The organism is Lysinibacillus sp. FSL R7-0073, assembly GCF_038009065.1.
Lineage (GTDB): Bacteria > Bacillota > Bacilli > Bacillales_A > Planococcaceae > Lysinibacillus > Lysinibacillus fusiformis.
Genome location: NZ_JBBPAS010000001.1, coordinates 1,825,030 through 1,851,854, shown reverse-complemented (window position 1 = coordinate 1,851,854; position 26,825 = coordinate 1,825,030). Strand labels below are relative to the sequence as shown.

The 26,825-nt window shown below is 39.1% G+C and carries 24 protein-coding genes; 4 read left to right on the top strand and 20 right to left on the bottom strand.

Annotated elements, in window-relative coordinates; translation table 11 throughout:
* Positions 1-6 precede the first annotated feature (6 nt).
* The 3 genes from MKY88_RS08800 to MKY88_RS08790 form a co-directional block, all read right to left on the bottom strand.
* The gene (locus tag MKY88_RS08800) at positions 7-645 is read right to left on the bottom strand and encodes a DUF2975 domain-containing protein (protein WP_291758473.1); all 639 of its coding nucleotides are present in this window, start codon (positions 643-645) and stop codon (positions 7-9) included.
* Positions 646-781: 136 nt separating this feature from the next.
* On the bottom strand, positions 782-2,299 hold the full coding sequence (locus tag MKY88_RS08795; RefSeq protein WP_340813443.1) for an ABC transporter permease/substrate-binding protein: 1,518 nt from the start codon (positions 2,297-2,299) through the stop codon (positions 782-784).
* A complete protein-coding gene (locus MKY88_RS08790; protein WP_291758469.1) occupies positions 2,292-3,245 on the bottom strand; it encodes an ABC transporter ATP-binding protein in 954 nt (317 codons plus the stop codon). Before MKY88_RS08790 ends, MKY88_RS08795 begins: the two co-directional genes overlap by 8 nt.
* A 274-nt stretch (positions 3,246-3,519) precedes the next feature.
* On the opposite strand from MKY88_RS08790, the gene MKY88_RS08785 reads away from it, so the two are divergent.
* Positions 3,520-4,914, top strand: coding sequence for a hypothetical protein (locus MKY88_RS08785; protein ID WP_340813441.1), 1,395 nt, complete (start codon positions 3,520-3,522; stop codon positions 4,912-4,914).
* A gap of 129 nt (positions 4,915-5,043) precedes the next feature.
* Positions 5,044-5,829, top strand: coding sequence for a glucosaminidase domain-containing protein (locus MKY88_RS08780; protein ID WP_258268355.1), 786 nt, complete (start codon positions 5,044-5,046; stop codon positions 5,827-5,829).
* A 988-nt stretch (positions 5,830-6,817) separates the two neighbouring features.
* Here MKY88_RS08780 and MKY88_RS08775 read toward each other — a convergent pair.
* The 13 genes from MKY88_RS08775 to MKY88_RS08715 form a co-directional block, all read right to left on the bottom strand.
* A complete protein-coding gene (locus MKY88_RS08775) occupies positions 6,818-7,648 on the bottom strand; it encodes a C40 family peptidase (RefSeq protein WP_328202028.1) in 831 nt (276 codons plus the stop codon).
* On the bottom strand, positions 7,645-8,430 hold the full coding sequence (locus MKY88_RS08770; RefSeq protein ID WP_328202029.1) for a serine hydrolase: 786 nt from the start codon (positions 8,428-8,430) through the stop codon (positions 7,645-7,647). Before MKY88_RS08770 ends, MKY88_RS08775 begins: the two co-directional genes overlap by 4 nt.
* A gap of 6 nt (positions 8,431-8,436) precedes the next feature.
* On the bottom strand, positions 8,437-9,369 hold the full coding sequence (locus MKY88_RS08765) for a S66 peptidase family protein (RefSeq protein ID WP_328202032.1): 933 nt from the start codon (positions 9,367-9,369) through the stop codon (positions 8,437-8,439).
* On the bottom strand, positions 9,366-10,319 hold the full coding sequence (locus tag MKY88_RS08760; protein WP_328202035.1) for an ATP-binding cassette domain-containing protein: 954 nt from the start codon (positions 10,317-10,319) through the stop codon (positions 9,366-9,368). The genes MKY88_RS08765 and MKY88_RS08760 overlap by 4 nt, the downstream gene beginning before the upstream one ends.
* The gene (locus MKY88_RS08755) at positions 10,306-11,379 is read right to left on the bottom strand and encodes an ABC transporter ATP-binding protein (protein WP_328202036.1); all 1,074 of its coding nucleotides are present in this window, start codon (positions 11,377-11,379) and stop codon (positions 10,306-10,308) included. Before MKY88_RS08755 ends, MKY88_RS08760 begins: the two co-directional genes overlap by 14 nt.
* Complete coding sequence (locus MKY88_RS08750) at positions 11,372-12,346, bottom strand: ABC transporter permease (RefSeq protein ID WP_258268351.1); 975 nt, start codon at positions 12,344-12,346, stop codon at positions 11,372-11,374. Before MKY88_RS08750 ends, MKY88_RS08755 begins: the two co-directional genes overlap by 8 nt.
* Positions 12,346-13,290: an ABC transporter permease gene (locus tag MKY88_RS08745; protein WP_069480913.1), complete on the bottom strand. Its 945-nt coding sequence runs from the start codon at positions 13,288-13,290 to the stop codon at positions 12,346-12,348. The genes MKY88_RS08750 and MKY88_RS08745 overlap by 1 nt, the downstream gene beginning before the upstream one ends.
* A gap of 83 nt (positions 13,291-13,373) precedes the next feature.
* Positions 13,374-15,203: a peptide ABC transporter substrate-binding protein gene (locus tag MKY88_RS08740; RefSeq protein WP_340813439.1), complete on the bottom strand. Its 1,830-nt coding sequence runs from the start codon at positions 15,201-15,203 to the stop codon at positions 13,374-13,376.
* 197 nt (positions 15,204-15,400) lie between these two features.
* On the bottom strand, positions 15,401-16,195 hold the full coding sequence (locus tag MKY88_RS08735; RefSeq protein WP_193831580.1) for a M55 family metallopeptidase: 795 nt from the start codon (positions 16,193-16,195) through the stop codon (positions 15,401-15,403).
* Positions 16,192-16,530 (bottom strand): M15 family metallopeptidase, encoded by a 339-nt coding sequence (locus MKY88_RS08730; protein WP_340813438.1) that lies wholly within the window; start codon positions 16,528-16,530, stop codon positions 16,192-16,194. The genes MKY88_RS08735 and MKY88_RS08730 overlap by 4 nt, the downstream gene beginning before the upstream one ends.
* Entirely contained in the window at positions 16,499-16,729 is a 231-nt protein-coding gene (locus tag MKY88_RS08725) for a hypothetical protein (protein WP_328202043.1), read from the bottom strand. The genes MKY88_RS08730 and MKY88_RS08725 overlap by 32 nt, the downstream gene beginning before the upstream one ends.
* Positions 16,730-17,210: 481 nt before the next feature.
* Positions 17,211-18,269 (bottom strand): DmpA family aminopeptidase, encoded by a 1,059-nt coding sequence (locus tag MKY88_RS08720; protein ID WP_328202045.1) that lies wholly within the window; start codon positions 18,267-18,269, stop codon positions 17,211-17,213.
* Position 18,270: 1 nt separating this feature from the next.
* A complete protein-coding gene (locus MKY88_RS08715; RefSeq protein WP_193833628.1) occupies positions 18,271-18,969 on the bottom strand; it encodes an aspartate/glutamate racemase family protein in 699 nt (232 codons plus the stop codon).
* Positions 18,970-19,155: 186 nt separating this feature from the next.
* Between MKY88_RS08715 and MKY88_RS08710 the strand changes: the two genes are divergently transcribed.
* Complete coding sequence (locus MKY88_RS08710; RefSeq protein WP_193831578.1) at positions 19,156-20,550, top strand: alanine/glycine:cation symporter family protein; 1,395 nt, start codon at positions 19,156-19,158, stop codon at positions 20,548-20,550.
* Positions 20,551-20,596: 46 nt separating this feature from the next.
* On the opposite strand, the gene MKY88_RS08705 is transcribed toward MKY88_RS08710, so the two are convergent.
* The 3 genes from MKY88_RS08705 to MKY88_RS08695 all read right to left on the bottom strand — a co-directional run bounded on the left by MKY88_RS08705 (position 20,597) and on the right by MKY88_RS08695 (position 25,583).
* Positions 20,597-22,558, bottom strand: coding sequence for a methyl-accepting chemotaxis protein (locus tag MKY88_RS08705; RefSeq protein ID WP_069480908.1), 1,962 nt, complete (start codon positions 22,556-22,558; stop codon positions 20,597-20,599).
* A gap of 364 nt (positions 22,559-22,922) precedes the next feature.
* The gene (locus tag MKY88_RS08700; protein ID WP_340813436.1) at positions 22,923-24,602 is read right to left on the bottom strand and encodes a methyl-accepting chemotaxis protein; all 1,680 of its coding nucleotides are present in this window, start codon (positions 24,600-24,602) and stop codon (positions 22,923-22,925) included.
* A 156-nt stretch (positions 24,603-24,758) separates the two neighbouring features.
* Positions 24,759-25,583: a hypothetical protein gene (locus tag MKY88_RS08695; RefSeq protein WP_291758438.1), complete on the bottom strand. Its 825-nt coding sequence runs from the start codon at positions 25,581-25,583 to the stop codon at positions 24,759-24,761.
* A gap of 104 nt (positions 25,584-25,687) precedes the next feature.
* Between MKY88_RS08695 and MKY88_RS08690 the strand changes: the two genes are divergently transcribed.
* Positions 25,688-26,242 carry a delta-aminolevulinic acid dehydratase gene (locus MKY88_RS08690; RefSeq protein ID WP_340813434.1) on the top strand — a complete coding sequence of 185 codons (555 nt, stop codon included), beginning with the start codon at positions 25,688-25,690 and terminating at the stop codon, positions 26,240-26,242.
* A 39-nt stretch (positions 26,243-26,281) separates the two neighbouring features.
* Here the strand turns inward: MKY88_RS08690 and MKY88_RS08685 are convergent, their stop codons facing one another.
* Positions 26,282-26,821, bottom strand: coding sequence for a DUF1572 family protein (locus tag MKY88_RS08685; protein ID WP_340813433.1), 540 nt, complete (start codon positions 26,819-26,821; stop codon positions 26,282-26,284).
* Between the last annotated feature and the right edge of the window lie 4 nt (positions 26,822-26,825).

Genomic DNA, 26,825 nt, shown 5'->3' with positions numbered 1-26,825 from the left:
CACTTCCTAAGCTGTTGCATCATATTCATCTTGGAGAAAAGCACCGTAACGGAAAATACGCGCAATGGTCCAAATCACCAAACCACATAGTAATAGTGTCCAATTAATGCCTGTGAAATGATAGCTGATCCCTGTAATAAAATCCGTTTGTACAAAAAGCGATTCAAGCTTAAATGGTTGCATCATTAGATAAACGATATATGTACGAAATGCATTCACAGTTAAGCTCAAGACTATCACACAATACGCAATTCTTTCTATTTTTTTACTATTATCTAACGAAAATATGATCCCTTTTGATAAATTATTTAAAATATTCCTTACTTGAACAACCATCAAAAATAAAATAGTTATGTATATTGTAGCAGTTAATAATAATTTCACGACAGCTATTTTCGAGTAGTGCATATCTTGAACTGTCTGCTCGGACAGCAGCATTTCCAACCCCTCAAAATGGATGGAAGCAGTCACACTTGCCTTGGCTAACCAAACATTCACATCATTTTCTGACACAATCATTGCGCCAACCCAAATAACTGTCATTAACGCCATGCCAAAAATCATGAGAACCATGATGATCGTAAAAATCGTACGAAGTCCCTTAGTCAACAATTGAAATTCTTTACTCTGAATCGTTTTCTCCATTGTCAGCATCCCCTTCCTTCTATTTTATTATACAGTTTCATTTGTCTCTATCAATAATAAATTAACGTTTATCATTAAATTATTATTGATAGAAATAAAACCCTCTAGCACATTAATGCTAGAGGGTCCTGATCGTTTATTTCAATAAGTCGGCATTTAGTAGATACTCTCTTGCTACTTCTGCCGCTAGCTTTCCTTCTACATTCACTTGATAATTCATTTCTCGCATATCATTATCAGAAATTTGATCAGCCAGTTTATTCAAAGATGCTTCAATTTCTGGATACTCGATAAGCGTTTCTTGCCGTAATAATGGGGCTCCTTGATAGGGCGGGAACAGCGCTTGATCATCCTCTAATACGCGGAGCTTGTATTGACGAATTTCACTATCCGTTGAATAAGCATCAAGTAGGTTAATATCTCCCGATTCAATCGCTTGATAGCGTAGCTTAGGTTCCATTGTTGCAATAGATGGAAAGGCAATATCATAGCGTTTTTGAATCCCGATATATCCATCTTCACGATCATTAAATTCTAATGTAAATCCTGCTTTAACAGCCTGTTCTATCGATTTAAGGTCCGAAATCGTTTGTAGTTGATATGTTTCAGCCAAATCCTCCGATACTGCTAACGCATACGTATTGTTATAGTTCATCGGACTAAGCATAATCATATCAAATTGCTTTAGCATACCATCTTTCGCCTGCTGGTAGACATCTGCCTCGTTGTTATTGATTGCTTCCTGCTTTAAAAATTCCGAGATGGCTGTGCCTGTAAATTCTGGGTATATATCAATGCTACCAGATTTCAACGCATTAAATACAAATGAAGTTTTTCCAAGTCCTGGCTTTAATTGCACCGTTAAGTCTGTATCCTGCTCAATTAATAACTTATACATATTGATGAGAATTTCAGGCTCCGCTCCAAGTTTTCCAGCGATGACAATTTCATCCTGGTCTTTGCTATTTAGCAGTGGAATGAAGATCATCATCAAAGCAGCAATACTTACTATACTAACGGTTGTTACTGTTTTTCTAAATGACAGCGATTCAAGCTTTTTCAGTAAAACATCGAAGATCAATGCTAATATCGCAGCAGGCACAGCCCCTAAAATAATGAGTGCGGTATTATTTCGATCAATGCCTAGTAAAATAATATCCCCTAAACCACCTGCTCCAATTAAAGCAGCTAATGTGGCTGTTCCAACAATTAATACCATAGCTGTTCGAATACCAGCCATGATGACAGGCAAAGCAAGGGGCAATTCAACTTTCAATAAACGTTTAGGTGTGTTCATGCCCATTGCCAATGCTGCCTCCTTCAATGAAGGGTCCACTTCCTTAATCCCTGTATAAGTATTTCGGAGAATCGGTAAAAGCGCATAGACCACTAAGGCAATGATGGCAGGAACTTTCCCAATACCGAATAGTGGAATTAATAACCCAAGTAACGCTAGAGATGGAATCGTTTGTAGCACTGCACTAATACCAATAATAGTTTCCGCTATTTTCTTTTTATTGGTTAAATAGATACCTAGAGGAATGGCAATAATGATGGCAAAAAATAGAGCTATGAAGGAGATTTGTATATGTTCGAGTAAGGCTGACAGAAGCTGTTCCTTTCGTTCCTGAAACATTGCCACAAAATTAGTCATGCGCTCGACCTCTTTCCCTGAAATCCTTTGCTACAAATTGCAGTATAGTTGTTCGAGTCACCAACCCAATCATCTCTCCATCTTCTTCCACGCCAAGAACGTTATGCTCCGTAAGTTTTTCAAGAATGGTTGTGATGGGCTCATTGATAGCAATAGTATCCCCTAGCTCACTAACATTTACGAATGGTTGCATAACAGTCCGAATATCAAACCTATTGTTGACTGAATTTACCCCTATAAATTGTTGGACAAAATCATTCACAGGATTTTCTACAATTTCTTGGGGAGATCCAACTTGAACAATTTCTCCATCTTTCATGACACATAGTCGATCACCTAGCTTCAGTGCCTCCTGCATATCATGTGAGACAAAGACGATGGTTTTTTGAATCTTACGCTGCATATCCAGTAGATCATCCTGTAACTTCGTACGACTAATGGGATCTAATGCACTGAAAGGTTCATCCATCAAAATAATTTCTGGATCAGCTGCTAATGCCCGAATAACGCCCACTCTTTGCTGCTCCCCTCCAGATAACTCCTTTGGCTTGCGGTGACGATATTTTTCAGGCTCAAGTCCCACCAATTCCAATAGCTCATTTACTCGCTTTTGAATTTTTGTTTTACTCCATTTTTTTAATTCTGGGACAATTGCAATATTCTCTTGGATGGTCATATGCGGAAAAAGAGCAATTTGTTGTAACACATAGCCAATACTCCAGCGTAACTCGTGAATATTATAATCACTAACTCTTTTTCCATTTATCCAAATAGTTCCTTCAGTCAATGGAATTAATCGGTTGATCATCTTCAATAAAGTAGTTTTGCCACATCCACTCGGGCCGATAATAACGAAAAATTCACCTCTTTTAATCTCCACATTGAGGGCTTTGACAGCCACATGGTCGTTACTATACATTTTTGAGACATTATCAAATGTTATCATCTGTCATCTCCTTATAATTCGCTCATGAAATAGTAAATTCGTATTCGTCTATATATTTCACAAATAGTAGCCCTTCCAAACATTTGTACAAAAGCTAGTTGGTTCACCTTACCCCTAATTTCTCAACCATTGGTAAAAATGGTAGTAAAACCTCTTTGAGATTTATCATAGCATTTTATTCCCAATTACACATAACTCTACCAATCTACTAAATTGACTGTTAATTCCTCCGTATGAGAAGATAAAAAAAACGGCAATTGGGAGGTTATGAAATATGAGTAATGTCTTTCAATTTATACCTATTAGCAAACTGGCTGATAAGTTCCCAGAAAACTCTTGGTGGGCTAGCCATTACACGGATTTTAGTGATGATGATCTCGCAGCGTACTATAAAGGCGATTTGCAGCTTCCTTTTCTTGATTTGGATTGGGACATTCCTTTCCCACAGCAAGACAATGTGATCATTATTTTTATTGAAGGTCATTTGACGGTAGATAATCTATACAATGCAGAGACAGATGGTGCAATAGGACTTATGGTGATGGGCAATTTGACAGCTAAAAATATAGCTGTAGGTGGTCAGGAAATCTATGTTCACGGACACCTGACAGTAGAGGATATTTTGTGTGGCTCCTATAATCACGGGGAAACGATTGTCAATGGTCATCTTCAGGCAACAGTATTAGTTCAAGATGATGAGTATCGCTTCAACGTCAATGGACAGAAGTCACTGCCATGTATCGTCAACGTTTGGCACGGAGATGGTGTTTATCAGGAACTCCCCATCCGTATAGAAGATGTGTTAATAGACGAGGTTTTTTATGATATGGATGACGATGAAGAAGATATTGAATTTTCATTCGTCACATTGGTGAATATCCTTAAAGAAGGACGTTCCGCTCTGTCTAATTTACAGGGAATCCCCCAAATCAAGAAGGCAACTCATGTATATTTTACGGACAATCACATCGATGTGGAAAATATTCTAAAGCTAACAGAGTGTATTTTGATGACTGGAGACAAGCCTTATTTTGATTTTGAGGAACAAGGTGTGCATTTCACTGTTCAGCGAGCTCATATCGAAGGTGACGGAGACAACACGAATGATAGCATTTATATGAAAACTTCCCAGTATCATTACTTTATTTGGCTCAATGAGGATCAAACCGTCTCCCTATTGAGAAAATCATTAGATGAAGGAGATGAATGGTGGGACATTACGGATTTACCTCAGGAGCATTTAGTGGATATTCAGGATCACTGGATCATGTTATTAACTTGTGTAAATGTTGCTACCCTTTATGTGCCTACAATCAAGATTCAATATGTAGAACATATTTTACAACATCCGGAAATTCAAGGGCTTGACGAGGATGAAGATGGTTTCTGGGACGGCTCTAAATATTATAGTTTCCGTCATGCCTATACAGATGAAGATGGTGATTTCATTCATGCTCGTATTGAAATTCAAACGCCTGATGAAGCGTATTATTTTTATTCATTAGAAAATCCATCCTATGTTTCCCGGCACTACCAACCACCTAACCATTTTGGTCGCCACGAAATAGCTTTTTTAAATACTAGGCGCTGGGAGGCTTCCGAACAATATTTTGAGAGATTTAAACAATTTATGTCTCAAAATTTTAAGATAGACATTTCAGCGGAATGACATGGAACTATTTAACGTTCGCAACGTTCTATTAATGATAAAAGCTATTTATTTTTACACTTCTTTATTTCTCTTTCACTCTTTGTCATAATAAGAGATAGCTAAACTTTTAATAGAAGGGAGGGAGATGTGGTCACTACCAACATCAAGCCTACCATGAAATACGTTGTTAATTTTTTTAAAGGACTTATGATTGCTGTCGTTGTTATTTGTATTTCGTTTTTTATGGTGACACAGTTGTTTAATACGACAGAAAAAGAAGAGCCTGTCGTCATTGATGATCGCCCGAGTGCGGAAGAATTTATTGGCAAAATCGCTGAAACTGCACGAAATCTTGGTGCCAATAATGACTTGTATGCATCCGTGATGATTGCACAAGCCATTCTCGAAAGCGAGAGCGGACAAAGTGGCCTTGGCTCTGCCCCCAATTATAATCTGTTTGGCATGAAAGGCAGCTATCAAAATAATTCCGTAAAACTTGAAACGTCAGAGGATGATGGATCAGGTAATTTGTCGACCATTATGGCTGATTTCCGTAAATACCCTTCCTATGAGGCTTCTATGCAGGACTATGTAAAGCTAATGCGAAATGGTGTTTCGTGGAACAAGGAATTTTATGCAGGTGTTTTCAAAAGTAACACCAAATCCTATACAGATGCGACCAAGTTTTTAACAGGCTCCTATGCCACTGATTCAAAATATAACGAAAAATTGAATTCACTTATCGCTCAGTATGACCTACAACAATATGACAGCCCCGTAAAGGATAAGAAAACAATTACGGTCACGGATGGGGACTCCATAGTTGATATCGCCGAGGTCTATAATGTCAATGTGACTTCTATTAAGCAGTGGAATCAGTTGCGGTCAGATCGACTTGAGGCTGGTATGCAATTAAATATTTATCACTATTAGGCGAAAATCTCCATGCGTAGAAATTATGCATGGAGATTTTTTGTGCGAAACCATTCTTTTTTTCAAACGTCCTTATGTAAAAATGAGGCAAGGAAAGGATAGGAATATAGTGACTCGTACACAACTGCTCAGCCTAATCATCATCAACCTAGTACTTTTGCCATTCATTCAGCTTAGCTACAATTTATTATTTATGACTCAAATAGCTGAAAGTTTGTTTCAAATATTCCTGTTCCCACTATTCATTATTGTCTTGAACCTGTTCCTTTGTTGCTGGCGACTAAAAATATCATTTTATATCCATTGGATCTTTATTTATGTAGGACAAGGTACTGCATTAGCCTGTTATTTCGTGTGGCATTATAGTCAATTAACGCCCTTCACAAATATGCCTCTCGGTGAAGCAGCCTTTGATTTATACATGGTCACTTTTTTAATTGGATTATGGCAGCTGGTCGCATTATTTATAATCAATATGTGTACGTTTGTCGTTTATTTATTTTGGCAAACCCTCCAAAATAATGACCATAAAAAAAAGCTTTATAGGATTTGACCTAATAAAGCAAGACATTATATATTAATTAGTCGGTGGATGACGGTTTCTATTTCAAACATACGCATATTTAACACCCCTGTATGATCCTTTATCGGAAGCCCGATTTTTTCCGTAAATTGACCCAAATTCTCGACAATGTTTTTTGAAGTTCTGCTTGTCCATCCTTTAGCTATTTAGTATCCTTCTGAAGTGTATGAACCTCTGTCTTTAGCTCTTCAATTCAATCTTTAACATATTGACATCTGTCTTTACCTCTAGGAATTCATTCTTTAACACATGGATATCTGTCTTTATTTCTTGGATGTCATTTTCAATTTTATCTAGCGTTCCTCTACGTACCAGCTGTTGTAAATCTTGACCCTACAACGTCCCTCCTGTTTCTATGATAGCAAACTAGCAATTTTATAGCTGTTTGAAGTCAAAGAGAGAAGCCTATAGCTTTGGCTTCTCCGGAAATAAAGTACCTACTTCTGTTAGGGTTGTGGCTAAATCGTGGCGATAGAGTGCATGCTGTTTATCTAAGCTATTAATGGTCACTTCATTACCACCAAGTGAAGAATGGACATACAGATTATCACCAATATATAAAGCTATATGGCCTGGAAAATAGAGCAAATCACCTTTTTGTCTAACCTCTTTCTTTATTTTCACAATAGGAAATCCCTCTACCATTTTGGCATCCCGAAAAATAGTAACACCATTTAACATATAGGCCATTGAACATAAACCGGAGCAGTCAATTCCTAATGGTGATTTGCCACCCCAGCGATAGGGTGTAGCTAGATAGCCTAACGCTGTTTCGATCACGTTTTCTCGAAAAGAATGCTCGGTTATTTGCGCTTGAGATCGCTTTGCCTGTAGCCACTTAGTGCGAACATAGCCTATTTTCCCCGACACTAATTGTACAGCAGACCATTCTTCTGGTACGTCCTCTTGCGTAACAATGCTTATACTAGAACCTTTCACAAGAGTCATCAGCTTTGTGCTTTGGATACGAGGCTGCTGTAAAACATCTGCAAAGCTTTGAATAATGATATGCTGTGCTTCGCTGTGCCATATAGCTGCCTTTTCTTCATCCAGTAGCAAATCAGCCTTCTGACAATATCCTTTATAACGATAGGAAGTTTGGACATATACCCAATCCTCATGACAGTCTGTCAGAATATCTACTGTCATGCCATAAAAAACTTCATCGATTAATTCAGAAGTTTCATCAGGTTTGGCATGCAAATTGGCAATCATGGCTTTAATGATAGACTTCATTGTTGTTCCTCCCTCTGCTTCATCATATGGTCATAAACAACTTTTGAAAGACGACCAATAAGTTGGCGAGCCAGATCATTTTCCGTTACGTTTGTTATGAAAACACCAATCATATAATCAATCGAGCTACTGTAGACAATACCTACATCATGATCGACTGTGTCAAGCCCTCCTGTTTTATGGGCTAGTTTTATATCATCTACGAGGTAGCGCTTTAAGCCTTCATGTGCACGTTGTCTACTTAAAATTTCGATGACAAGCCCATTGTAAGGAGATGCTAGTAAATCCTGTTGATAAATACGGGTAAAAAGGTGAGCCATGTCCCGTGCAGACGTAAAATTGTCTACACCCATTGCAAGTCGCTCGACATCCATCATTTTTCGCTGTAACATCGTTTCCTGTAAGCCTATTTGACGGAAATAATCATTTAAAAATTCCATTCCCACTACATCAATTAAGACATTTGTTGCTGTATTGTCACTTGTTATAATCATCCATACTAGTAGCTCATAAAGCGTACTTTGCGTCATACGTTGCTCCCTTATTACACTAAAATCTACCCAATCAGCAGGAGTAATTGTTAAGGATGAATGAAGGGATATGTTGTGTTTCTCGATATACGCTAAAACAGCTAGAAGAATCGGCACTTTTATAATACTAGCACTAGAAAATGATTCCTCTATTTGATGACTAAATAGAAATTGCTCGGTTTTTGGATTTTTTACAAAGAGATGCACTTTATAGGGAGTTTTTTGGATGAGGTCTTGGATTTGATTCTCCATATGACTCTACCTAACAACACGAATTTGGTGATTGTCTGCATCCATGGTAATGGTTCTTCCTAAAGGCAGTGACATCGTTGGTAAACAGTGTCCACACGCTATTCCTGAAATAATGGGTTTGTTAAAAGGCACTAGAATTTCCTCGAAGATCGTTTGTAGCGATAAACTTTGCTCGGGCTTTTGTGGATTTTCAGGTCCACAATTTGTCCATGCTCCCAATAAGATACCTGCTACGTCATCTAATTTCCCCGCCAGTTTTAATTGCGTTAACATCCGGTCAACTCGTTGCTCACTTTCATCAATATCTTCTAAAAATAGGATTTTTCCTTTTGTATCAATTTCATAGGGTGTACCAAGTGATGCAGTCACTAATGTTAAATTGCCCCCAATAAGTGTACCTGTAGCACTACCAGCTACGAGCTTGGACATTGGTTGATCTACAGGATTTTTTAATCCATACTCCTCCACCTCTGCCGCCATTATGTGCTGGCAAAAGGATTGCCATGTATAATCGTCCATCTCTTGCCTAATAAATTCAGTTGAAGGCATTGGTGTATGGTACGTAACAAAGCCACTAAGCTGGTTGAAGGCTATATGTAGAGCAGTCACATCACTATAGCCTACAAAGACTTTAGGATTCGCCTTAATTACCTCAAAATCTAAAAGCGGTAAAATTTTCGTAGCCCCATAGCCACCGCGAACACAAAAAATGCCGTCAATCGTTGGATCTTGAAACATTCGATGAACATCCGCTGCCCGCAGATCATCAGTGCCTGCTAAATAACCATGTCGCGTGTGACACGTCTCTCCTACGACCACCTTCAACCCAAGCTTTTCAATACTAGCTATAGCTGGCTGTAATCTTTCGGGTGGAGTAGCACCTGAAGCACTTATTAAACCAATTGTGTCACCTTTTTTCAATGCCTTTGGACGAATCATTCATTTACCTCCCGTTTCAATGAAGTACGATAAACTGTTAGCTCTTCTTCATTAGCTAAAATAAAATGGCCATCCTCAATTTCCACAAATGAAGGAGGACTATCATCATAACGATGTTGTGTTGGATCATAAATCTCTACAATTTTCTCTCGCTCCTTATAAGGATTTGGCTCCGGTACAGCTGATAACAAAGCTCTCGTATATGGATGAAGCGGATGGGTGAAAAGCTGTTCTGTTTCGGCTAGCTCTACAATTTTCCCTTTATAAATGACGGCCGTCCGATCCGTTATAAAACGTACAACGGATAGATCATGGGCAATAAATAAAAAAGTTAAATGATTTTGTCGTTGAAGATTTGTTAATAAATTCAACACCTGTGCCCGAATGGATACGTCTAAGGCGGATATTGGCTCATCGGCAATAATAAATTCTGGCTCCATCACTAAAGCACGAGCAATGCCAATACGCTGGCGTTGACCACCCGAAAATTCATGAGGAAATCGATTTGAAAATTCTGGAAGCAGACCAACGTTTAATAGTGCCTTGCGTATCTTTTCTTGACGTTCCGCTTCATCTTTATATTTTTTGGAAGGATATAGACCTTCCGCCACTATATAATCAACCTTGGCACGCTCATTGAGCGATGCCATCGGGTCCTGAAAAATCATTTGGATTTTCTGCGTAATTTCCCTATCCCAATCTTTTGGAATTTTCCCATGAATAGTTTTGCCATGATACAAAATTTGCCCTTCGGTGACCTCGTTGATGCGCATAATAGACCGACCAATCGTTGTTTTTCCTGACCCAGATTCACCTACTAAGCCAAATGTTTCGCCTTTAAAAATATGAAAACTTACATCATCAATGGCCGTAAATTTATGTTTCCCCTTGCCAAAATCGACGGTTAAATTTTTCACTTCCAGTAATATTTCTTTTTCACTCACTAGCATACTCCCTCCCCCCTGCAAAAAAGGCTTGTAAGGCAGCCGGAGGTTCTACCTTTGGTGCAAGTGGATCTAATAACCAAGTTCGTGCATAATGCGTGTCACTAACCTGAAAAAAAGGAGGGCGCTCGATAAAATCGATTTTCAGCGCATACTGATTACGTGGCGCAAAGGCATCCCCCTTTATTTCCTGAAAAAGATTGGGCGGCGTCCCTTTGATCGAATACAACGCTTCTCCCTTAGAGCCGAGCTGCGGCAGGGAGGAAATAAGGGCCCATGTATAAGGATGCTTACTATTAAAGAAAATTTCATGAGTTTTCCCAACCTCAATCACATCACCCGCATACATCACCGCGATACGGTCAGCCACTTTGGCGACCACGCCTAAATCATGCGTAATATAGACGATCGTTAAGCCATACTTATGCTGTAAATTTTTTAATAGTTGCAGTATTTGCGCTTGAATCGTTACATCTAGAGCGGTTGTTGGTTCATCACATATTAAAATATTTGGCTTACAGGCAATCGCAATCGCAATGACAATACGTTGGCGCATACCTCCTGAAAATTCATGAGGATATTGCTTATAGCGTTTTTTCACATCATGAATTCCAACATCTGTGAGTAGTTTTAATGTTTCTTCATAAGCCTCCTTCCCCTTTAAGCCTTGATGTAACACCACACATTCCTCAATTTGCTTACCAATCGTTTTTAGCGGATTTAAAGATGTCATCGGGTCCTGCGTCACCATCGCAATTTCCTTTCCTCGTATACGGAGCCATTCTTGCTCTGTCGTAAATTGTCCTAAATCCTGTGCTTGGTAAATGATTCTGCCCTGCTTAATGCTGCCGTTTTTGTCGAGCAAGCCCATAATGGATTTCATTAGTACAGATTTGCCCGAACCGGATTCACCAACAATAGCTAAACTTTCTCCTTTATATAAATCAAGAGAAATATCTCGAATTGCTGTTAAAACACGACCACGTAATGTGAATTGAATAATTAGATTTTGGATCACTAATAGGCGTGATTTTTTAGATGTCACTGATTTCATCTCCTTATACATGGTTTTTCGGATCTGCTGCATCTGCAAAGGAATTACCAATTATATAAAATGCAATAGTAATGACACTTAACACAATACTCGGAAAAATCAGTTGATATCGTAAATCTGGCGACATCATGAGCACACGCCCTTCATTAATTAAATTACCTAAGGATGGTTCACTAATTGGCAGCCCTAAGCCAATATACGTTAAAAATACTTCTGCCCCTATGGCAAAGGGAATAGCTAGACTCATGCGTAACATAATGACAGAAATTAAATAGGGTAATAGATTTTTAACAATAATACGGTAATCAGGAGTCCCTAAACATTTAGAGGCTAAGTTGTATTCACGGTCCCGCAAAATAACAATTTGATTGCGAATAAATCTAGCCATTTCCACCCACCCCGTTATACACATGGCGATAATAATCGTTGATATACTTGGTCGCAAAATATAAGACATTAAAATGAGTACAATGGTTGTTGGAATATTATCAACTACGTTATACAGCTGTGTAATAGGCACCTCTAACTTTCGCGAAAAACCCCATAGTGTACCAACTGTAATTCCAACCACGGCTTCTACTAAGGCGACTACACAGCCAATGAATAAGGATGTCCTTGTCCCCGCCCAAATTCGTGACCATAAATCCTGCCCAATTGAGTTTGTACCAAACCAAAATTCAGCATTGGGGGCAATATTACGTGCCTGCATCCCGGTTTGCTCATCTAGGTAAATTTCCGTTGGTGATTTTTGTGCTGGTAAATACGGCTGAAGGATCGTAAAGCCAACAATAATAAGCACGCCTACTAATAAAAAAACAGCTAGTCGATTTTTCAAAAAGGATTGCCATGTGGAACGCCAATATGAGTAATTAGAATGACCTGTTTCTTCTGCTTGTCGCGCATCGACTTCCGCAAATTCAAACAATGTGTCCCGTGATTTATTAGAAATATTATGAATTTCATTCGAATACATGCCCATTAACGTACTCCACCTCCCTTGCCCAGTTTAATCCGAGGATCCACGAGTGCCATGGCAATATCCCCTAAAACAAGTCCGATAATACCAAGGGAGGAGAACACCAGCACTAAGCCTTGAACAATCGTATTATCCTGTCGTTGAATCGCATCTACGAGTAAGCCCCCCATCCCTGGAATGGAATACAAAGATTCGATATAAATGGAGCCAGTAATGGTGAACAAAATGGTTGCAGGTAAATATTGCGCCATTGGGATAAAGGCATTTCGCAAAACGTGCTTGAACATTAATGTTCGTTCCTTTATTCCTTTAGCCCTCGCTAGTTTAATATAGTCCTTGTTCAATTCATCCACCATATAACGCCTCATCCACATCGCGTAGGAGGCTGTAGGAGCCAATGCCATAGAAGTTAGTGGGAGAATCCATGTAATCGGTCTATACTCATCAAAGAGCATCGGCAATTGAAAGAAATCTGTAATATACATTTGTATTACTAAATAATAAACAGCTGCAGGTACAGCTACGACAAAAACTATATAGCCTGTCCCAAGTCGATCGAGCCAACGCCCCTTACGATAAGCCATCATAATACCTAGCGGCACACCAATTAGGAGTGAAAGGGCAACGGCTCCTAAACCAAAAAGTAGTGAATACATAATTTTGTCCCCAATAATCGTTGTAACAGGTACATCCGTACGATAGGTCACCGATTTCCCGAGATCTCCTTGTAATAATTTCGTGTAAAAGTTCCCTAACTGGATAAGCAATGGATCCCGTAATCCTAGATTTGTTAAATAGATTTCTTGCTGAGCAGGAGACATTTTATCGGCTGCCGCACCTAAATATCCTTCCTCTGGCATTAATCGTAATAACGAAAAAACAATAGTAATAATAATAAAAAGGGTTAACACGGATTGTAAGAGTCGTTTTCCTATATATTGCAACATCGCGCCATCCTCCTATGTCAAAAAGACTAAAGGAGATGCCGACTGTTCCTTTCGGTATCTCCTTTTTCATCTACGATTCCCTACTACTTTTTAGCATTAGCTAAAGCGTCAGCACGCTCTTGTTCCCACTGAGCAAGCGCTTTCTTAAATTCTTCATTACTCATTGGTTTTTCCAAAACTTGCTGACCTTTAAATTTCTCAGCAGTCACACCAAATGGTGAATACTGTGCCTCAAAAGGATTTAATTTGGATGCAACATAGCCACTACCACCAACGGAATATGGAATCACAAAGGCTTCTTCAATTAAAAAGGCCTCTGCCTTTGCAAATAGCTCATAACGTTTTGCCACATCAATCGTTACTTTTGCTTCATCCACAAAGTTTTGATACGTAGTTTTTCCATTGGCTTCTGTGTAACCCTCAGCTAATTCAGGTTTATTATAAGTACCATCCACTGTAAATGGATCTGTATACGTGGATGGATCGGCATAATCTGGACCCCAATTTGCTTCTAAAAGCGCAAATTTACCAGGACGACGCACCTCAGATAAAAAGCCTGTCGCTGGACCTGCCTCTACAATAATGTCGACATAATCTGTCCCCAGTAATTTTTCAATTTGCTGCTCCACTACTTGGGAACGATTTGCCCAGTCTGGAATACCCGCGTTATATGGCAATAACACTTTCACAGGGAATGTAGCTTTCCCCGCTAACGCTGCTTTAGCTTTTTCTTTGAACTTAAGTGCTAGTTCTTTATTAAAGGAATCTTCATTGGAGATTGTCGCAAGTGGCGTTAATTGTGTGTAGTCTACTCCTGCAACATCTACAAAGTTTTTTGGAGTAATCGTGTTGCTCAGCAAATCGGCTGGATTATAAGGCTCCACCGTTAGCATTGCGGAAACACGATCCAGTGCATGGAATATTGATTTTCGGAAATCTTTGTTGTTGACGGCGATCTTCCAGTTATCTGGTTCATATTCTGCGTCAAATTGTGGGTTAAAGTTGAGAGCGTAGAAGTAGGTATAGAAGTTATTTTGTGTTTGGCGAACTTGAGATTTTTTCTTATCATCCTTAAACCATTCATCAATAATGGAAGTAGGAATACTAGCGGAATCAATTTCTCCTCGTAAAAACAGTTCGGGTGCTACCGTTGCTGCTTCTTTATTATATTTGTAGCGGATACGGTCAATCAGTACTTTGTCTTTATCCCAATACGTATTATTTTTTACTAGAACACGCTCATTTTGTGGCTCAAATTTATCTAAAATATAAGCGCCATTATAAAGGAAATTTTCACGTGTTGTTCCAAAGTCCGCCCCTTTTTCTGCAATGAACTTACCATTCACTGGGAAGAAACAAACGTAGTTTAGCATAGAAAGAAAATAAGGTGTAGAAGCTTCTAAAGTATATTCTACTGTATGTTCATCCAACGCCTTTATGCCTACCTGCTTGAAATCCGTCATTTCACCGTTATAGAAAGCCTCTCCATTTTTTACAACTGTCGCAATCCAGGCTGTCGAGGATTCATTTTTGGCATCAAGGACATACTGCAAACCGTCTACAAAATCCTGTGCAACTACATCTGCGTATTCCTTCCCTTCATGTGTCACCCATTTGGCATCATCACGCAATTTGAAGGTCCATACCGTTGCATCTTCATTTGCCGACCATTCTTTCGCTAATCCCGGCTGGACTACACCGTATTTATCATACTCAATAAGACCATCCACCATATTCGCCGCCACCGCAAATTCATTTGTTTCAGACGTTTTTAAATAATTTAATGTTTTAATTTCCCCTGAATACACGACACGATATTCCGATGCTTTTTCACTCGATGATTCATCATTGCAGGCTACACAAAACAATACGACCAGACATACGAAAAGCCACCAATATTTTCTCACATGCATCCCCCTAGTTATCTTTTTATAATGAAAATCCTATTGGAAGGGCCGATGTCATGACCTTCAATAGGATTTTTCAAACATTAGCTAGGTCCGTCTATATGACCTTCTCTCTATATACGCAATCCAAAACTACTCATTCAGCATGACAACAGCGTGTCCTATTGGCTCACACGTGCCTAAGTAAAAATCCAGCCTCACAGTCAAGTTAAAAATTGTAAAATACGTAATACCTCATAAAAATCGTCTGTGATGAATTCTACTGTATTATGTGGTTTAAATGTAGCATTTGGATAAAAGGAATTACGAAAAGCACGTGTATGATCTCGATATATGATTTCTACCATAAAGCGTTCTGGTAATGGTACCTGAATATGTTCACGTGGCACCTTCATCGAGGATTCTACCAGTCGCTTGGTTTCCATAAGCGTTAGCTTCGGACTGACACTAATAGTTGCATTCCCTATTCCTTCTTTGGTCGCGAAGGTCACAATGTTTTCATTTACTGCATGAATTTCTTCGGTCAAGCCTACATCTCCACTGACAAATGAAACAGGAACACCATGTAATGCCGCTGCATACGTATTGATTAAAAATTCACTCGCATACTCACCATTTATTTTGACATCAGCATACGTGCAAAGTGTATGGGCTAGCGGATTACGCTCGCTTCCCCCTTTACTGTGATAACCAATAAAAATCGCACGATCAAAGCTTTGATCGAGACCTGCTACCATACACATCGGATCGTAAGTCCAGCCACGGATTACCTTACAGTTGATAGGTAAATATGAAATATCAAGATTGCGTGCTGAATCGTGCGCATCCTTCAATAGTATTTCTGTTGCTCCACCCGCTATCGCCCCGTCAATTGCAGCTTCTACTTCTCGAGTCATTTGTTTTTGAAAAAATTGATAGTCAGGTGCATTTAACTCTGTTTCACTCCATGTAGTTGTACCGGTAATACCTTCTATATCGGCGCTAATATAAACTTTCATTGATATCGAATCTCCTTTATTTCATGATCTAAAATCGTTACCTGAATGGCTCTATAACAGGCTGTTTTTGCTTGAACTCGTCTCGCCCAGGCCACATTGTGAAAATCGTAATGCCTCCATTCCTCTGCATAATTACTAAAGCCTACTCGTGTCATACAGTTATATAATAAACGTCGATGTTGACAAGCCTCTGGATTCTCCTTTGGGTTATGTTCAAAATAGCGTGTAGCTGATTTTTCATTCATTTCATCAAAGGCTGTACCGAGATCCAGAGCTTTCCCTTGTCTATCAGCAAGCGTTATATCAATAGCCCCTCCTGTTAAATGGGGTGCCAAATGAGCAGCATTCTACACTTGGCAAGGCGACATACTTTTTGGTTGCCTGTAGTAATTCTTGTTCCGTGGCATATGGCATAATGCGCGCCAATTGCTTTGAAAAATGACTAAATAAATACTGCTGAACTTGAAATGGGCGATAGCCATCATAGAGGAGCAGGCTATAATCCTTAGGTAATAATGTCAATGCATGCTGCAAGCGTTCAACTACACCCTCACGTACATAAATGGCTCGTAAACTATTAGAAATTTTTTGCTGATAGTAGATAGGTTCTATAAAAATTCTTCTATGTGCAGCTGTAATCTGTAATAGAGGCTCTTGGCTTTCGCTAACAGATGGGCTCTCAGGAGAGTTTCCATTCGAAGCCGTTCCAATCGGTTGAAAGAGGTTTACAATACTAGAACACCTCCACTAAATTATTAGATAATTCAGTTTTTTAAAATGAATATTATCACATCTCTCTATCGTTGACTAGACAAATATACAATTATTACAAAATAATGGTTATTCTCTTATAATGACTTATAATCCAGCAACATATCGTCGAAAAATCTCCTTTATCCTCTATTTAAGGATTTTATTCATCACATGCCCCACACATGCTAAAAAAATTATGAATCTTGTATACTTGCGCAAAAAAGGTTATTGAAACACTGTCTATGTCTCAATAACCTTTTCGCTATGCCTTTTGAAAAGAGTAGGCTTCTACTTGATGTCCGTTGCGACCAATTGTTGTTTGCGCCTGAGCTAGTGAATTGAGAATGGCTTCCTCAGTTGCCTCTGCCGCAGCTGCAAATAACCGATTCATAACAGGATGATCCTCACGGAGCTGTGTTCTTGTTTCTACAAGCTGTTCAGACATATGTGGGATGTTGTGTGCAGTTGTAAAGCCTATCACAATGTCTCCACTGCCATGAGAGTAATGGCTGCCTGTCCGACCTAAACCTATCCCACAACGTTTAATGACTCTCTTCAATTGACGACTGCTAAGTGGAGCATCTGTGGCAAGGACTATAATAATCGAACCATCTGTTGGAGCTAGAGTCGAAGCACTTTGTATTGTAGGGGCAACATAACGTTCCGCTAAAAATTCGGAACTATGACCAAAATTACTAAGCACCATGCAGCCCACCGTATAGCTAATTTCATCGTTATCGACTTTGACAATACGAGAAGAGGAACCAATTCCCCCTTTATAGCCAAAACACATCATCCCTTTTCCTGCGCCAATGGCCCCTTCCTGCGCTGTATTCGGAGAGGCATTACTGATGGCTTCTATGGCATGCTCAGCTGTTACTGGACATGCTCGGATGGAATTTAAATAACTATCATTGCATTCGCCTACAACCAGATTGATGGTGCCAGTCGTTTGCCCTATGTCCTGATTCATGTCGAGCATATATCGCAATGTTCCCTGCGTAACCGCTGGTACCCCGAATGTATTCGTGAGCATAATCGGTGATTCGATTACACCTAGCTCATTCACCTGCACGAGTCCGGTTGTTTTGCCGAAACCATTTAACACATAGCTAGTCGCTGTAACTTTGTGCTGAAATAAATTCCCCCCATGCGGTAAAATAGCTGTGACACCTGTACAAGCATAACCACCTTCATGATCTAACGACTTATCCAATGTGACATGTCCTACTCGTACCCCTGCAACATCGGTAATACAATTTTTCTGCCCAACTGGCAATGTCCCCACTTCAATGCCGAATTGCCTTACCTTTCCCTGCATATTACGTTTCCTCCTGAATCGCCATAGATACAGCTGCCTGTGCATGAATAGCCGTTGTATCAAATACTGGTACATCGATATCATGCTGTTGTATGAGCAAGCCAATTTCGGTACAGCCAAGAATCACTCCTTGCGCTCCTGCCTGCACAAGCTCATTGATCACTTGGATATAATAGGTCTTCGAATTTGGTACAATGCTCCCTAAACATAATTCCTCATAAATGATCCGGTTTACTTCCATACGTGAGTTGTGATCCGGCACGATGACCTCTATTCCATACCCCTCTACCCTCGACTTATAAAATTCCTGTTCCATTGTATACATAGTGCCAAGGAGTGCTATTTTTTGTAGGCCAGCCTCTTTTATTTGCTTAGCCGTGGCATCAGCAATATGTAAAATGGGGATAGTGATGGCCTCCTCAATAACTGCTACGACCTTATGCATCGTATTTGTACAAATAACGATAAAATCTGCACCTGCCCGTTCCAGTGACTGTGCGGCTTGAGCAAGCACGAAGCCAGCTTTGTCCCATTGTCCCCTCGCTTGAAAATGCTCAATTTGCTGGAAATCAACACTATACAAAATACATGTTGCAGAATGCAGGCCCCCAAGCTTTTGTTTGACCTGTTCATTTAGAAGCCTATAATATTCGGCTGAGGACTCCCAGCTCATCCCACCAATCAATCCGATTGTTTTCATCATCAAATCTCCCTCCTTTTATTCTATTATTATACGCGTTAGCAGGATAAAAATAAGAGAATTTTCGGAATTTATCACTCTTATAGGAAAAGTCAAAACTTTATTATAATTTATTATATTAGAAAGGTTGATTTTTCATAAAAAAACAGTGTAGACTAAAGCGTACTGTGAAAGGAGGAATAACTTATGGAATGGATTTCAAATATTGTTGATAGTGGAAATAATATTTTATGGACATATATCCTGATTATCTTACTATTAGCCGCAGGTCTATATTTTTCATTTGGTACAAAATTTGTACAAATTCGTCTTTTTCCTGAAATGTTTCGTCTAATTGTCGAAAAAAGAGAAGGCGATTCAGGAGTTTCGCCGTTCCAAGCCTTTACGATTAGTGCCGCTTCACGTGTAGGCACTGGTAACATTACAGGTGTTGCCTTAGCCATTGGTGTCGGTGGGCCAGGTGCAGTATTTTGGATGTGGATTATTGCTATATTAGGAATGGCAACAGCCTTCATTGAAAGTACATTAGCACAGGTCTATAAAGTAAAGGATGGCGAGACATTCCGAGGTGGGCCTGCCTATTACATGGAAAAAGCGTTAGGTCAAAGAAAACTAGGTATTATCTTTAGTATTCTATTAACACTAAGTTTTGGATTTATATTTAATGCAGTGCAATCTAATACAATTGCCACTTCAGTTGGGGAAGCATTTGATATAAGTCCAAAGCTCATTGGCGTCTTGCTAGTAGCACTAACAGCATTAATTATTTTTGGTGGTGTACAAAGAATTGTAAAGGTAACACAAGTTCTTGTACCGGTTATGGCCATCTTCTATTTACTTGTAGCCCTTTTTGTTGTGGTGACAAATTTATCAGAAATACCGAATGTCTTTAAATTAATTTTCACACATGCATTTGGTCTACAAGAAGCTGCTGGTGGAGCAATTGGAGTTGCTATAATGCAAGGGGTTCGTCGTGGTTTATTTTCGAATGAGGCTGGGATGGGTAGTGTGCCAAACGCGGCGGCAACTGCCAATACCTCACACCCTGCCAAGCAGGGGCTTGTACAAAGCTTAGGTGTCTTTTTCGATACGATTATGATTTGTACAGCAACAGCCTTTATCATTATTTTAGCTGGTTTATATGATAAAGGTGAAAGCGATGGTATTATTTTGACGCAAAACTCCCTAGCTGTTCATGTTGGGGATTGGGCTCCTTATTTTATTGCCATTTCCATCATCTTCTTTGCCTTCAGTTCAATCATCGGTAACTATTACTATGGTGAATCCAATATCGAATTTATGAATGCCCATAAGGGTTGGATGATTATTTATCGTGTTTTAGTGCTAGTTATGGTTATGTTTGGCTCCGTAGCACAAGTTCAACTTGTATGGAATTTAGCAGATTTGTTTATGGGACTCATGGCTCTCATCAATATTGCTATCATCATGATTCTTGGTAAAATTGCCTTCCTTGTATTAGATGATTTTACAGGCCAACGCAAAGCGGGTAAAAATCCTGTCTTTTATGCCAAATCAATTCCGACATTAAAAAATACAGATTGTTGGGAAGAAGATCGATAAAATAGGAACGCCCCTCCATTTAAATGAATGGAAGGGGCGTTTTGTTTTAATATTTAAACTGGCTAATTAGTTGTTTTAATTCATCCGCCATATGTGCAAGTGCTTGTGCCGAGGCGTTGATTTCTTCCATTGATGCTAACTGCTCCTCTGTTGAGGCTGCAACATCTTCAGAAGCAGAAGCATTGCCTTTGGCTGAGAAGGCCAAATCTTCCGTCACCGCAGCTACCTCTTGTACGCCCGCAGACATTTGCTCAGAGGCAGAAGAAACCTCTTCCATTTTCGGTGTAATTTCATTCATACTTGCCATAATTACATGGAATTTCGTAATGGCTTCATCAGAAATATGTAAACCACTTTGAACATCCTCCGTTACCTTAGCCATAATACTAACAGATTGCTCTGTTTCTTGTTGAATCCCACGTATCAGATCAAAAATTTGTTTAGCCGATTCCTGTGATTGCTCGGCTAGCTTACGGACTTCATCTGCGACAACTGCAAAGCCTTTGCCATGCTCCCCTGCTCTCGCTGCTTCAATAGCGGCATTTAAAGCCAGTAAATTAGTTTGATCTGCAATGCTTGTAATGACATCTAAAATGGATGTAATCTGCTGTGAACGCTCATGTAAGGTTTGAATTTTAGCATTGGAATCAGCAACAGATAAATGAATAGACTGCATTTGATCCTTTGTATTTTGTACAGCTTGTCCGCCCTCATCTGCTTGTAATGTCGCATGCTGTGAAAGGTCCGTCACAGCAGAAGAAATTTCAGCAATATGAAGAATGGCTGTTGAAAGCTCATGTAATGATTCTGCATTTTTATTGGCACTAATAGTCTGACCATCTGCACTTGACGCAACATCTTGAATAGAAATAGCGACTTTTTCGGTTGCTATACTTGTTTGATTCGCATTAGCTGTTAGCTCTTCAGCAGACGATGCCACTTCCTCTGCATTTTGTTCAATTTTTTGAATAAGCGTCCGCAAACTTTCCTGCATATCGTTAAAAGCTTGTCCTAATTGTCCAATTTCATCCTTCGAAGTTATTGTAACAGTCTCTGTCAGGTCACCTTTACTGATCGTAACGGCGCTATCTTTTAATGCTTTAATTGGTTTAATGACAGCCTTCATCACGAAGTAGAAGATTATAGAACTAATAACGACAGCTGCAAGCAGAACTATGATGGTATGAGATAAAATGGATGAAGCAGACTCATCAATTTCCTTGGAAAAGATCGTACCTGTGATTTTCCAATTGGTTACTTCATTCGTCGTATAGAACAAAATACGATCATCGCCGTTAAAGACGTATTCATAGGTACCAGAGGGGCTTTCGTACATTTTATCGAGGAAACTTTCTTTTAGCTTGCCACCCGCTTCTAATGTAGGATGTGAAATGACCAGATTGTCTTCCCCAAAAATAGAGGGATAACCATTTTTCCCAATTCGAATGGAATCTGCAATTTTTTGAAGGTTTGTTAACTTAATATCAATAGCAACAACCCCTGACCGATCCTTGATCTGTTTAGCAACCGTTACAACCATATCACCAGTTCCCGCATCCTTATAAGGGTTAGTAATTAAAGTTTCACCTTTTAAAGCAGTCGCTTGTTTATACCAATCTCGATCTAATGGATTATAGTCCGCATCATTCAATTTTGGTACCTGAGAAAACGAACCATCATTTGTTCCAACATAAATACTTAAAACGTCTGGATTAAGCTGTCCATATTGCTTAAACTTCGATTCTAAAGAAGCTTGTGATTGCTTAACTTGCTGTGCATCTATTTCACTACTAAACACTTGAATGTCATTCATCTTATCAGTAATAGTTTGATCGATAAGCTTATTTAAAATGCCCACACTTTCATTGGCACTAAATAAGATTTCTTCTTCTATAGAATCTTTAGCTGATAAATAAGATAAACTACCTACAGATATAACAGGGATTAGTAATACTAGCGCAAATAGCGTATAAAGCTTGCCCTTAAAACTGCTAAATATTTTTTTCATATATTATTCTCCTTTTGTTTCTTGAAGTGAAAAATATCACTTGTCAGCCTGATATTTGCTAAAACCGTTCCCCACTCTGTATCTGTTTTACATCTCTCCCATATCTTTTATCGGATGAAATATTATTTTTCAAACATATTTATGATTTTTTTATTATTTAGTCTTACAGATAACTACAAATCCCTATAATTGTCAGGAAGAACGAACTATTAGCCCATATCTTCCTAATCATGACTACAAGAAAAATGGCAACTATTAATCCAAACTCTAATGGACTTTGAACTTGCCGATATGATTGGAGAGTAAATAAAAAGAGGTTGCCCAATGATCTATTCGACCACTAGACACCCCCTTTATCATGAACCTAATATTTAAATGTTTGTATGGATTCCTGTAGATCTATCGCCATTTTCGCTAAATGTGTGGAAGCTGCCGCTACTTCCTCCATTGCCGCATTTTGCTCTTCCGAAGAAGCGGCAACACTTTGCACATGACGGCTAGATTTCATAGATACTTCACCTATATAATCAATCTCTTGTACCAGCTGTTCAATATCTTGATGGATGGTACTTATAGCAGCGGTAACTAACTCCGTTTGTGCTTGTACATCAGTAATGGCATCATCAATTTGTATAAAATTATCTCTTGCCACATTGACCTTATTACGACCTACATGCACCGAATCATTGCTATTGACTATATCGTCTTCAATTATTCTTGTACTGTCAGTAATTTGTGCTACTACTTTTTCAATTTCTACTGCTGCAAGACTCGACTCATCTGCCAGTTTGCGTACTTCCTCAGCGACAACGGCAAACCCTTTCCCATGTTCACCGCTTCGTGCTGCTTCAATGGAGGCATTGATAGCAAGTAAATTGGTCTGTGTCGCAATACTTTTTATGACATTCACAGCTGCTACAATGGCTGCAGAATTATCATCTAGATCTTGGACACGCGTATTTAATTCACTCGTGTTATCTGAAATTTCATCCATCTGTACCGTGGCATCATGGACAGATGAACGACCTAAACTCGCCATATTTTTTGTTTCGACGGTTGCATCATTAACGTTTTGAATGCTAGTGGAAATATCATTCATTTTCTTCAAAATATGGGCCGATAAATTTCGTACATCGCCTGTTAAAGTATCCTGCTCATCAATTCCTTGTGCAATATCTTGAATCGATTCAGTGACGACTTCTGTTGCCTGTGTGACCTCCAAGCTACTAGCTGTTAGCTGCTCAGAGGTCGCTGCTACTTGCTCAGAGGAATCTCCTACTTGCTTCATCATTTGACGAAGTTTTTCTGACATGCTGTTGAATGACTCGGCTAGTTGTGCAAATTCATCCTTTGTTTTGAATTGTAGATGAACGTGTAAATTCCCCTCTGAGAATGTATCCATTTCACTGACCGTTAGTTGGATGTTTTTAGCAATTCTTCTACCAAATACAGTAGCAATAATGATGCTAATGAGGAGAGAAATTGCCGCCAATATCATGATTTCAATACCACTTCTTTCCCCTTTTTCCTTGGTCGCCTCTATATGTGCTAGCATGTCTTCCTGTTGTGCAGTAGCCATCGTCTTTCCAAAGACCACCAGCTTCAAAGATCCATCCCCTAAAATCGGCAAGGCTACTTGCTGAGCCTGTTCTATTGCGCCACGTTTATAAAGCGGAATAATCTGTCCATCTATCGCCTTTTCCCAATCATCAAGCTGTTGTAAAAATTGCTCAAAATCTTGATTGCGTGCGCCTATTTCTTGGAGGCGATTAATGGATGTATGCAAGGTATTGCGAATTTCATGATGATTGTTCAACATTTCTTCCTTACCATATAATATATATCCTCGAATAGCTGCGTTTGCACGCACTGTTTGGAACGAGATATCTTGATATAGATGGATTAATTCCGTATTGTCTTCGATTTCAGCTAGTGTCTTATTATTATTAGTTAAGAAATACATCGCAATAGCTGTAATCATTAATAAGAAGGCTAGCACTATACCAAAAGCAATTTGTAGTTTTCGTTCCACAGTTAATCTCATATGATTCCCTCAATTCTACTGTAATCACCATTGAGTATATCCTACCTAAATCTATTATCCTATAGAATATGTACCTTTCCTCACAAAACATCGCTAAAATTTAACAATAATGAAAACTCCACCTGAAAACTATTGACAATAATATCCACTATCTCGCTAGTTAAAATAGGAAGTAATCCATTGAAAGCCATGGAGATAAAGCGAAAAGAGCGGAAGAAGCAGTACCATTTTCATGAAAAGCTTTCTTTTTTCAACATATTCTCGAATACCTGAAGTAAGCATCATGACACTTAGTAATAATAAGCTATGCTGAGCCCCATATATGTGCATCGAAATTGTGACGGTTAAAGGCAAGATGACAGGAAGAAGAAAATCAGAAGTAAGTCGCTTCCCTTTCTCTTTCATTAATTTTTTTGTCGGAATAGAGTTTGATTTACCTCCTATTAATTTCTTTGCAAGCATATAAGCTAGACTAAAAAATAAAATTGTATAAATAATAAATAATAACAACGGCATTCGGCTTTCTTCATTCAACAAACGAAAATAATCTACCACTTCTTCTGTAGGCAGTTGATAATACTGCATCGTTTTTTGATCCATGAGGAATAATTGTTCGTCCTCCACCATCACTTTGACGGCCATTTCCTTTCCATTATCGAAACGTATATATAAATCGCTTGTTGGGGTAGGTTGGGCTGGTCGACTGATAAGGACTTTTTTAGACCGTAAAGCTTGTTGAAGGTGTTCTGTTTCTTTTACCTCATAACGGTTAAGGTAGAACACATGCTTTAATGGATATATATATTGCTCCTTGCCATCACTTCCAGACATATACCATGCCTGTTGGATAGTTTGAAATTGACTATAAGGTAGAGATACTAGTTCGTCTCTTTGCCTCTCATTGTCCAAAAATAGTAAGAGGGTGATGAAGCTAAGCGTCACACCAAGTAGTAATGTAAATAAATGTCCAACCCGTTTCATAGCTAAAACTCCTTTAACATTTACACATATAGTAATTATTGTAATATACGGTTTACTCATCCAATAAGTTTCATCTATACTAAAGGATGGAGGTGGAACGTGAAATGAGCAAGCCAGAATTATATGTTAACTTAGTAGTAGGACCTAATTGTGATTTTGAATCAATGGCCATTCGAGCTGCACTTGAGTCCTTTGGTGCAAGGGTAACACTTCATTTGATTGGTAGACCCAATGATTTGATTGATGTCTTATCGGGCGTTGATCTTCATGGCAAAATGGATTATCTAATTTTGAACTTTCACGGAGATGAAGGACGGTTTTGTCTGCCTGAGTTAGGGGAGGATGTCTATGAAGATAATGAACCAAAGAGTATATACTTTGGTCCATTGGATGTACAAACTTATAGCCGCCTCCAAGGTGTAAAGGTTATTGCAGCAGGCTGTACATTAGGGTGGGAACAGCTCGCAACAGCATTTTTGCAAAGTGGCTGTCATTCCTATTTAGCACCAGATGACTATATCGATGGTAACGCGAACCTTATGTTTCTTATTCGCTTTTTCTATGAAATAATCTCTCATCATAAAAATCAGCAGGAAGCATTTGAACTAGCTCAGGCCATTGATTCGGAGACTGCAATGTACAAGCTTTATTTGCCATAAAAAAAGATCGTAGCAACTAAAAGATTGCTACGATCTCTCTTATTTTTCGTGGATGTTTTCAAGCATAGCCTTGTTAAACACTTGAGACTGTCCTCTCGCTATACTTAACGTTTGCCAGTCAGATCCCTTTACTTGCTTCGCGATATAAATAATTTGACCAATATGCTGTGAATAATGAGCCATTTGTCTTTCTATCGCATCGATTACTGCTAGCTTTTCCCCCCTGATTGTGACATGCCCCTCCAAATCGGATTCTGTAATAGTCGCCAAAGCACCTAAAAATACTTGCCAGCCCTCTTCCCAGACCGCGAGAATAGCTTTTTTTGTATTCAGACTATTGATAAACTCATCATCTCGATTTCGTGTCGTTTTCTCACCATCTGTCGTTAAAAAATCAGTCCAGCGTGAAATCATATTACCACTAACATGTTTAACAATGACCGCGATACTATTGGATTCTTCATTATACGCCCAGTGCAGCTCTGCCCCCTCTAATTGGGCAAGAGCCCCGTCCCCTAACTCTTTCACATTTTTAAACCTTTTTTGGACGACCTGTAAATACGTTTGTGCAATCGTCATAAGC

Excerpts from the sequence above, each read along its gene's own strand:
- MKY88_RS08690 (WP_340813434.1), top strand. The coding sequence starts at position 25,688 with ATGAGCAAGCCAGAATTATATGTTAACTTAGTAGTAGGACCTAATTGT.
- MKY88_RS08735 (WP_193831580.1), bottom strand. The coding sequence starts at position 16,195 with ATGAAAGTTTATATTAGCGCCGATATAGAAGGTATTACCGGTACAACT.
- MKY88_RS08750 (WP_258268351.1), bottom strand. The coding sequence starts at position 12,346 with ATGGGCATGTATTCGAATGAAATTCATAATATTTCTAATAAATCACGG.
- MKY88_RS08740 (WP_340813439.1), bottom strand. The coding sequence starts at position 15,203 with ATGCATGTGAGAAAATATTGGTGGCTTTTCGTATGTCTGGTCGTATTG.
- MKY88_RS08785 (WP_340813441.1), top strand. The coding sequence starts at position 3,520 with ATGAGTAATGTCTTTCAATTTATACCTATTAGCAAACTGGCTGATAAG.
- MKY88_RS08715 (WP_193833628.1), bottom strand. The coding sequence starts at position 18,969 with ATGAAAACAATCGGATTGATTGGTGGGATGAGCTGGGAGTCCTCAGCC.
- MKY88_RS08705 (WP_069480908.1), bottom strand. The coding sequence starts at position 22,558 with ATGAAAAAAATATTTAGCAGTTTTAAGGGCAAGCTTTATACGCTATTT.
- MKY88_RS08685 (WP_340813433.1), bottom strand. The coding sequence starts at position 26,821 with ATGACGATTGCACAAACGTATTTACAGGTCGTCCAAAAAAGGTTTAAA.
- MKY88_RS08770 (WP_328202029.1), bottom strand. The coding sequence starts at position 8,430 with ATGGAGAATCAAATCCAAGACCTCATCCAAAAAACTCCCTATAAAGTG.
- MKY88_RS08755 (WP_328202036.1), bottom strand. The coding sequence starts at position 11,379 with ATGTATAAGGAGATGAAATCAGTGACATCTAAAAAATCACGCCTATTA.
- MKY88_RS08790 (WP_291758469.1), bottom strand. The coding sequence starts at position 3,245 with ATGATAACATTTGATAATGTCTCAAAAATGTATAGTAACGACCATGTG.
- MKY88_RS08720 (WP_328202045.1), bottom strand. The coding sequence starts at position 18,269 with ATGCAGGGAAAGGTAAGGCAATTCGGCATTGAAGTGGGGACATTGCCA.
- MKY88_RS08745 (WP_069480913.1), bottom strand. The coding sequence starts at position 13,290 with ATGTTGCAATATATAGGAAAACGACTCTTACAATCCGTGTTAACCCTT.
- MKY88_RS08695 (WP_291758438.1), bottom strand. The coding sequence starts at position 25,583 with ATGAAACGGGTTGGACATTTATTTACATTACTACTTGGTGTGACGCTT.
- MKY88_RS08710 (WP_193831578.1), top strand. The coding sequence starts at position 19,156 with ATGGAATGGATTTCAAATATTGTTGATAGTGGAAATAATATTTTATGG.
- MKY88_RS08765 (WP_328202032.1), bottom strand. The coding sequence starts at position 9,369 with ATGATTCGTCCAAAGGCATTGAAAAAAGGTGACACAATTGGTTTAATA.
- MKY88_RS08760 (WP_328202035.1), bottom strand. The coding sequence starts at position 10,319 with ATGCTAGTGAGTGAAAAAGAAATATTACTGGAAGTGAAAAATTTAACC.
- MKY88_RS08700 (WP_340813436.1), bottom strand. The coding sequence starts at position 24,602 with ATGAGATTAACTGTGGAACGAAAACTACAAATTGCTTTTGGTATAGTG.
- MKY88_RS08800 (WP_291758473.1), bottom strand. The coding sequence starts at position 645 with ATGGAGAAAACGATTCAGAGTAAAGAATTTCAATTGTTGACTAAGGGA.
- MKY88_RS08775 (WP_328202028.1), bottom strand. The coding sequence starts at position 7,648 with ATGAAGTCTATCATTAAAGCCATGATTGCCAATTTGCATGCCAAACCT.
- MKY88_RS08795 (WP_340813443.1), bottom strand. The coding sequence starts at position 2,299 with ATGACTAATTTTGTGGCAATGTTTCAGGAACGAAAGGAACAGCTTCTG.